This window comes from Bradyrhizobium sp. ORS 375, assembly GCF_000239775.1.
In the GTDB taxonomy this organism is placed as follows: domain Bacteria; phylum Pseudomonadota; class Alphaproteobacteria; order Rhizobiales; family Xanthobacteraceae; genus Bradyrhizobium.
On record NZ_CAFI01000119.1, the window covers coordinates 1 to 7,528 of the forward strand.

Consider the following 7,528-nt stretch of genomic DNA (forward strand, 5'->3'; position numbering starts at 1 on the left):
CTCAGGTAATAGCGGCCGAGCGCGACGAAGGCGTTGGCGACGATCTGGGCCTGCGGGGCCGACGGGCTGTCCTCGGCATGCGCATTGGCGATGCGGCTGAAATAGTCGAAGGCGCGCATGTCGTCGCGCGCCACGCCGTCGCCGGCGGCATACATCCGCCCGAGCTTGAACTGCGCGACCGGGTGACCTTCCTCTGCGGCATATTGCAGCGCCGTCAGCGACTGGGTCGGCGACGTCGCGGACGTCGTTGCGGGGACGGCCTTGCGCAACGCGCCGGCGCCGGCCTGCGGCCCCGCCACCGGGATCGCGGGCTCCTGGTTGACCGGAGCGCCATCGAACGCAAGCGACGCTGTCGGCAGCGCGAGCGGGGCAACCCCCAGCATCAATGCAAAAATGATCCGATCAGATGTCCGCATAGCAATACTTCTCTTGCGCACCACCTGGGTGGGTGACGGCACCCGCCACGGCCGGTCCAACCTGCTGGGCATACTTCCAAAGTGCACCTGACGTGTGATGGGTCTCACGCGGCGTCCACTTGGTCTTGCGTTGCGCCAATTCGGCATCGCTCAACTTGACGTTAAGGATACCCGCCTCGGCATCGATCTCGATGATGTCGCCATCCTCGACCAGGGCGATCGGTCCGCCGACCGCCGCCTCCGGCCCGATATGGCCGATGCAGAAACCACGGGTCGCGCCCGAGAACCGGCCGTCGGTGATGAGCGCGATCTTGCCGCCCATGCCCTGCCCGGTCAGCGCCGCCGTGGTCTGCAGCATTTCCCGCATGCCGGGACCGCCGCGCGGCCCCTCGTAGCGGATCACGATGACCTCGCCCTCGCGATAGGTCCGCTTCTGCACGGACTCAAAGGCATCCTCTTCCCGATCGAAGCAGCGGGCCGGCCCAGTGAATTTCAAGTTCGACATGCCCGCGACTTTCACGATCGCACCCTCTGGCGCGAGATTGCCTTTCAGCCCAACGACACCTCCGGTTGCAGTGATCGGCTGGTTGGCCGGCCTCACCACGTCCTGGTGCGGATTCCATTTCACGCCTTTGAGGTTTTCGGCGATCGTCCGGCCGGTGACTGTGAGGCAGTCGCCGTTCAAATAGCCATGATCGAGCAACGTCTTCATCAACAGCGGAATGCCACCAGCCTCGAACATGTCTTTGGCGACATAGCGGCCACCCGGCTTCAAATCCGCGATATAAGGTGTCTTTTTGAAGATTTCGGCGACGTCGAATAAGTCGAACTGGATGCCGGCCTCGTGGGCGATCGCCGGCAGGTGCAGTGCAGCGTTGGTCGAGCCGCCGGAGGCCGCCACAACCGCAGCGGCATTTTCCAGCGCGGCGCGCGTCACGATGTCGCGCGGCCGGATGTTGGCGGCGATCAGCTCCATCACCTTCTCGCCGGCCGTCATGCAGAACGAGTCGCGGATCTCGTAAGGTGCGGGAGCGCCGGCCGAATACGGCAGCGCCAGCCCGATCGCCTCGGACACCGTCGCCATCGTGTTGGCCGTGAATTGCGCGCCGCAGGCGCCCGCCGACGGACAGGCGACGCGCTCGAGCTCGTCGAGGTCCTCGTCGGACATCGCGCCGACCGAGTGCTTGCCAACGGCCTCGAACATGTCCTGCACGGTGACCTGCTGGCCGCGGAAATTGCCCGGCAGGATCGAGCCGCCATAGATGAAGATCGAGGGCACGTTGAGCCGGACCATCGCCATCATCATGCCCGGCAGCGATTTGTCGCAGCCGGCCAGCCCGACCAGCGCGTCGTAGGAATGGCCGCGAATCGTCAGCTCGACGGAGTCGGCGATGGCCTCGCGCGACGGCAGCGACGAGCGCATGCCGTCATGGCCCATGGCGATGCCGTCGGTCACGGTGATGGTGCAGAACTCGCGCGGCGTGCCGCCGGCATGCGCGACGCCCTTCTTGACCGCCTGGGCCTGACGCATCAGCGCGATGTTGCACGGCGCGGCCTCGTTCCAGCACGAAGCGACGCCGACGAAGGGCTGGTGGATTTGGGCCGTGGTCAGGCCCATCGCGTAGAGATACGACCGATGCGGCGCACGCTCGGCCCCTTCCGTCACGTGACGGCTGGGCAGCCTGCGCTTGATGTCGGTCTTCGCATCCATCGCTGTTCTGGCCTCCCGGTGCTTCGGAGGCGGCCTATCCTAACGAGGGATTTTTGGCAGCCTCACACGCACAGGTACTATTCTGATCAAAGTATTTCACGACCAGGTGTGGCCAAAAAGCGGCGCGTTTGCGGAGCGCCCGAGATTGTTACCAAAACTTCGTAAACTGTGGCGAGGTCGCAACATCCGTGGCTGTTGCGCAACCATCACGGAAGGAATTCAATACCGCGCGCTTACTCCGGCACCACACCGGCCGAGCGGATCATGGACCACCATTTGGCGATTTCAGCCCGTTGCACAGTTCCGAGCGCGTCGGGGGTCCGCTGATCCGGTCCAGGCATCTGCAACCCCAGATTTTTCAACTGATTCTGTACATCCGGGTCAGTGAGCGCCGCGACAGCCGCCGCATTGAGCGTCTCGACGATCTCTTTCGAGACCCCTTTCGGCAGCCAGAGCCCCGACCACAATGTCATGTGGAAGCCAGGCAGGCCTGCCTCGTCGGTCGTCGGAATCTCCGGCGCGCTGTCGAGACGCTTGGAGTCGGTCACGGCATAGGCCCGAATCGTGCCGGCGCGGACCTGGTTGATGGCATTCGAGGTCTGGTCGACGATCAGATCGATCTGGCCGCCGACGAGATCGTTCATGGCCGGCCCCGTGCCGCGATAAGGCACGTATTGCAGCTTGATGCCGGTGACCTGCTCGAAATAGAGCCCGGCAATGTGGCTGCCCGAGCCATTGCCTGCTGTGCCCGCGGATGCCGGGTTCGGCTGCGCCTTCAGCCAGGCGAGCAATTCGGACAGTGATTTCGCCGGCACGTTGCTCTTGCTGACGATGATCATCGGATTGCTCGGCAGCAGCACGACAGGCTCGAGATCGGCAACGAGATCGTAGCCGAGCCGATACACCGCGCCGTTGGCGACATGGGTGCCGAGATGGCCGAAGCTGACGGTGTAGCCGTCGGGCCTGGAGCGCACCGCGCGCCCGACGCCGATCGAGCCGCCGGCACCGGTGACGTTCTCGACCAGCACCGGCTGGCCGAGCGTCTGCTTCATGTGCTCGGCGAGGATACGCATCATTGCATCCGACGGTCCGCCGGCGGCGAACGGCACGATCACCGTGATGGCGCGCGACGGATAGGTCTCCGCCGCAGCGGGAGCCACAAACAAGGCAAGCGCCATCATCACAGCGCCGAACAGGCGTCGCATCGCGTCCTCCCTGGGCGGCCTGATCCTTGTTGTCAGACGATCAGGCGCCAGGCCGCAATGCCGACCGTCCGATTAGAATTGAGTGTAGTCGATCGGCTGGTGGCGATCGAGCGTGCGCTCGACCTTCGGCAGCGGATATTTGAGACCTGTGGCGCAGTTGAACAGCATGACGCGATCGGTCGTGGTGACACGGCCGTCAGCGAGGCTCTGCTTGTAGGCAGCATAGGTCGCAGCCCCTTCGGGGCACAACAACATCCCCTCCTCGCGTGCGACCTCATTCAGCGCAGTGGAAATCTTCTCGTCATCGACGGCAATCGCGAAACCTTTGCTCTCGCGGACAGCGCGCAAGATAAGGAAATCTCCCACGGCCTGGGGCACGCGGATGCCGGAGGCGATCGTGTGGGCGTCCTCCCAGCGCGTCGCGTGCTCGACGCCCTGCTCGAACGCGCGGACCATCGGCGCGCAGCCGGAAGCCTGCACCGCGACCATGCGCGGGCGCTTGGAACCAATGAAGCCGATCTTCTCGAGTTCGTCGAACGCCTTCCACATGCCGATCAGGCCGGTGCCGCCGCCGGTCGGATAGAAGATCACGTCGGGCACGTCCCAGCCGAGCTGCTCGGCGAGCTCCAGGCCCATCGTCTTCTTGCCCTCGATCCGGTACGGCTCCTTCAGGGTCGAGGTGTCGAACCAGCCGACCTTGGCCTTGCCCTCGCCGACGATCTTGCCGCAATCATCGATCAGACCGTTGACGCGATAGACGGTCGCGCCCTGCAGCTCGATCTCGCTGACGTTCACCTCCGGCGTATCCGCAGGGCAGAAGATGGTGGTCTTGATGCCGCAGGACGTCGCATAGGCGGCGAGCGCCGCGCCGGCGTTGCCGTTGGTCGGCATCGCCATGTGTTTGATGCCGAGCGCCTTGCCCATCGACACCGCCATGACGAGGCCACGCGCCTTGAACGAGCCGGTCGGCAGCCGTCCCTCATCCTTGACGATGATCTCGCCGCCGCCGAGCTTCTTCGACAGCTTCGGCAGATTGATCAGCGGCGTCATCACCTCGCCGAGGCTGACGATGTCCTGGCACTTGCGCACCGGCAGCAGCTCGCGATAGCGCCACATGTCCGCGGGACGCTGCGCCAGCGCGTCCTTGGTCAGCGCCTGCTTCACGCCGGCGAGATCGTAGCGCACCAGCAGCGGCTTGCCGGCCTTGGAGAGATTGTGGACTTGATCCGCTGGATAGTGATCACCGACCATCGCGCATTCGAGATGGGTGACGAAGGTCGGGCGCTCGGTGGTGAGATTGTCGCTGGATTTCACGGCGGGACTTTCTGGCTGAGCCCTTCTGGTTACATCCGTCATTGCCGGGCTTGACCCGGCAATCCATCCCCTTCGCAAAAGTCTTCCCGAAGCGCGATGGATGCGCGGGTCAAGCCCGCGCATGACGAGCGGATCTAGGGCCGAATGTTTCTATCGTGCGGCTTGTCGGAATTCATTCGTAGCACTTCCTGCTTGAGCCCGTCTGGTTGCCTCCGTCATTGCCGGGCTTGACCCGGCAATCCATCCCCTTCGCAAGAGTCTTCCCGAAGCAGGATGGATGCGCGGGTCAAGCCCGCGCATGACGAGTGGGGGTCGGAGCTACATGTTCAACACGCGCCCATAGGCGTCGAGCACGGCTTCCTTCATCATCTCCGACAGCGTCGGATGCGGGAAGATGGTGTGCATCAGCTCTTCCTCGGTCGTCTCGAGGTTCATGGCGACGACATAGCCCTGGATCAGCTCGGTCACCTCGGCGCCGACCATGTGGGCGCCGATCAGCTGGCCCGTCTTCTTGTCGAAGATCACCTTCACCAGACCCTGGTCCTCACCGAGCGCGATCGCCTTGCCGTTGCCGACGAAGGGGAAGCGGCCGACGCGGATGTCGCGGCCCTGCTCCTTCGCCTTGGCCTCGGTGAGGCCTACCGAGGCGACCTGCGGATGGCAATAGGTGCAGCCGGGTATGAGGCTCTTGTCCATCGGATGCGGATGCAGGCCCTTGATGGCCTCGATGCAGACCACGCCCTCATGCTCGGCCTTGTGCGCCAGCATCGGGGGACCTGCGACGTCGCCGATGGCGTAGAGGCCGGGCACGTTGGTCTTGCCGTAGCCGTCGATCACGATGCAGCCGCGGTCGGTCTTCACGCCGAGCTTTTCCAGACCGAGATTCTCGATGTTGCCGACCACGCCGACCGCGGAGATCACGCGGTCGAACTCGGTCGTCTCGACCTTGCCCTTGCCGTCGTCGATCGTCGCCACCACGCTGTCGCTCTTCTTGTCGAGCTTGGTGACCTTGGCCCCGGTCATGATCTTGAGGCCCTGCTTCTCGAGCTGCTTGCGGGCGATGCCGGCGATCTCGGCGTCCTCCACAGGCAGGATCTGCGGCAGCACCTCGACCACCGTCACCTCGGAGCCCATGGTGCGGAAGAACGAAGCGAACTCGATGCCGATCGCGCCGGAGCCGACGACGAGCAGCGACTTCGGCATCTTGTCCGGCACCATCGCCTCGAAATAGGTCCAGACCAGCTTCTTGTCCGGCTCGAGGCCCGGCAGCACGCGCGGCCGCGCGCCGGTGGCGACGATGATGTGCTTGGCCTGGTAGGTGCCCTCACCCAGCGCGCCCTTCGGCGCCTCGACGTCGGACTTGGTCACGGTGATCTTGCCGGGCGCATCGATGTTGGCGCGGCCCCAGATCACCTGCACCTTGTTCTTCTTCATCAGGAAGCCGACACCGTCGGCCAGGCGCTTGGAGACTCCGCGCGAGCGCTGCACCACCGCCTTCGGATCGTAGGAGATCTTCTCCGCGGAGAGACCATAGTCCTTGGCGTGCTGCATGTAGTGATAGATCTCGGCCGAGCGGAGCAGCGCCTTGGTCGGGATGCAGCCCCAGTTCAGGCAGATGCCGCCGAGATGCGACTTCTCGATGATCGCGGTCTTGAAGCCGAGCTGGGCTGCGCGGATCGCGGTGACGTAGCCGCCCGGACCGGAGCCGATGATGATGACGTCGAAGGATGTGTCGGCCATGGCTATGCAATCATTCTCATCGTTAGCCGGGTCAGTCGAACTCTCTCCGTCATTGCGAGGAGCGTAAGCGACGAAGCAATCCAGGGTTCCGGCGGGACTCTGGATTGCTTCGCTGCGCTCGCAATGACGGTGGATGCGGTTGCTGCGTGGCTCACACCATCATCATCACGGGGTTCTCGATCAGCTGCTTGAAGGCGCCGATCAGCTCGGCGCCGAGCGCGCCGTCGATGGCGCGGTGGTCGCACGACAGTGTCACGCTCATCATGCTGGCGATCTCGATCTTGCCGTTGCGCACGACGGGGCGTTCCTCCGACGTGCCGACCGCGAGGATCGTCGCATGCGGCGGATTGATCACGGCGGTGAAGTGCGTGATGCCGTACATGCCGAGGTTCGACACCGCGGTGGTGCCGCCCTGATATTCCTCCGGCTTCAGCTTGCGCGAGCGGGCGCGCGCGGCAAAATCCTTCATCTCGCCGGAGATGGCCGACAGCGTCTTGGTCTCGGCCTTGCGGATGATCGGGGTGATCAGGCCGCCGGGCATCGCCACGGCAACGCCGACGTCAGAATGCTTGTGCTTGACCATGCCGCCTTCGGTCCAGCTGACGTTGCAGTTCGGGATTCTCTGCAGCGCCACCGCCATCGCCTTGATGACGAAGTCGTTCACCGAGAGCTTGTAGAGCGGCTTCTTCTCTTTGTCCTTTGGAGCTGCCGCATTGATCTCCTCGCGCGCGGCGAGCAGCTTGCCGATGTCGCAGTCGATCGTCAGGTAGAAATGCGGGACGGTCTGCGTCGCCGCGGTCAGGCGCTGCGCGATGGTGCGGCGCATGCCGTCATGCGGGATGACTTCGTAGGAGCCCGGCTCGAACAGCGCCAGGATCTGCTTGTCCGACATTGACGGCGCCACGGCGGGCGCGCTCGCAGCCGGAGAAGCCGACGGTGCCGCCTTCAGGCCCTTGCCGGACTTGGCCTCCTCGACGTCGCGGGCGACGACGCGGCCATGCGGGCCGGTGCCGGTAATGCGGCCGAGATCGATTCCGGCATCCTTCGCAAGGCGCCGCGCCAGCGGTGACGAGAAGATGCGCTCGTGACCATTGACCTGGGGGGCAGCAGCCGCAGGAGCGGCCGGCGCAGGAGCCGCGGCC

The 7,528-nt window shown here is 64.7% G+C and carries 5 protein-coding genes and 1 pseudogene; all 6 read right to left on the bottom strand.

From position 1 onward, the window contains the following. Positions 1 to 416: pseudogene (locus BRAO375_RS10490) on the bottom strand (sel1 repeat family protein); the annotation flags it as partial. After that, positions 403 to 2,127, bottom strand: coding sequence for a dihydroxy-acid dehydratase (ilvD, locus tag BRAO375_RS10495; RefSeq protein WP_009027443.1), 1,725 nt, complete (start codon positions 2,125 to 2,127; stop codon positions 403 to 405). The pseudogene BRAO375_RS10490 and the gene ilvD, both read right to left, overlap by 14 nt. A 233-nt stretch (positions 2,128 to 2,360) precedes the next feature. Continuing rightward, positions 2,361 to 3,332 carry a tripartite tricarboxylate transporter substrate binding protein BugD gene (locus tag BRAO375_RS10500; RefSeq protein WP_009027444.1) on the bottom strand — a complete coding sequence of 324 codons (972 nt, stop codon included), beginning with the start codon at positions 3,330 to 3,332 and terminating at the stop codon, positions 2,361 to 2,363. A 72-nt stretch (positions 3,333 to 3,404) separates the two neighbouring features. Next, positions 3,405 to 4,646 carry a threonine synthase gene (locus tag BRAO375_RS10505; protein WP_009027445.1) on the bottom strand — a complete coding sequence of 414 codons (1,242 nt, stop codon included), beginning with the start codon at positions 4,644 to 4,646 and terminating at the stop codon, positions 3,405 to 3,407. 318 nt (positions 4,647 to 4,964) lie between these two features. Then, positions 4,965 to 6,386 carry a dihydrolipoyl dehydrogenase gene (lpdA, locus tag BRAO375_RS10510; RefSeq protein WP_009027446.1) on the bottom strand — a complete coding sequence of 474 codons (1,422 nt, stop codon included), beginning with the start codon at positions 6,384 to 6,386 and terminating at the stop codon, positions 4,965 to 4,967. Positions 6,387 to 6,537: 151 nt separating this feature from the next. Next, a partial coding sequence (locus tag BRAO375_RS10515; RefSeq protein WP_035639891.1) for a 2-oxo acid dehydrogenase subunit E2 occupies positions 6,538 to 7,528 on the bottom strand: 991 nt, incomplete at its 5' end.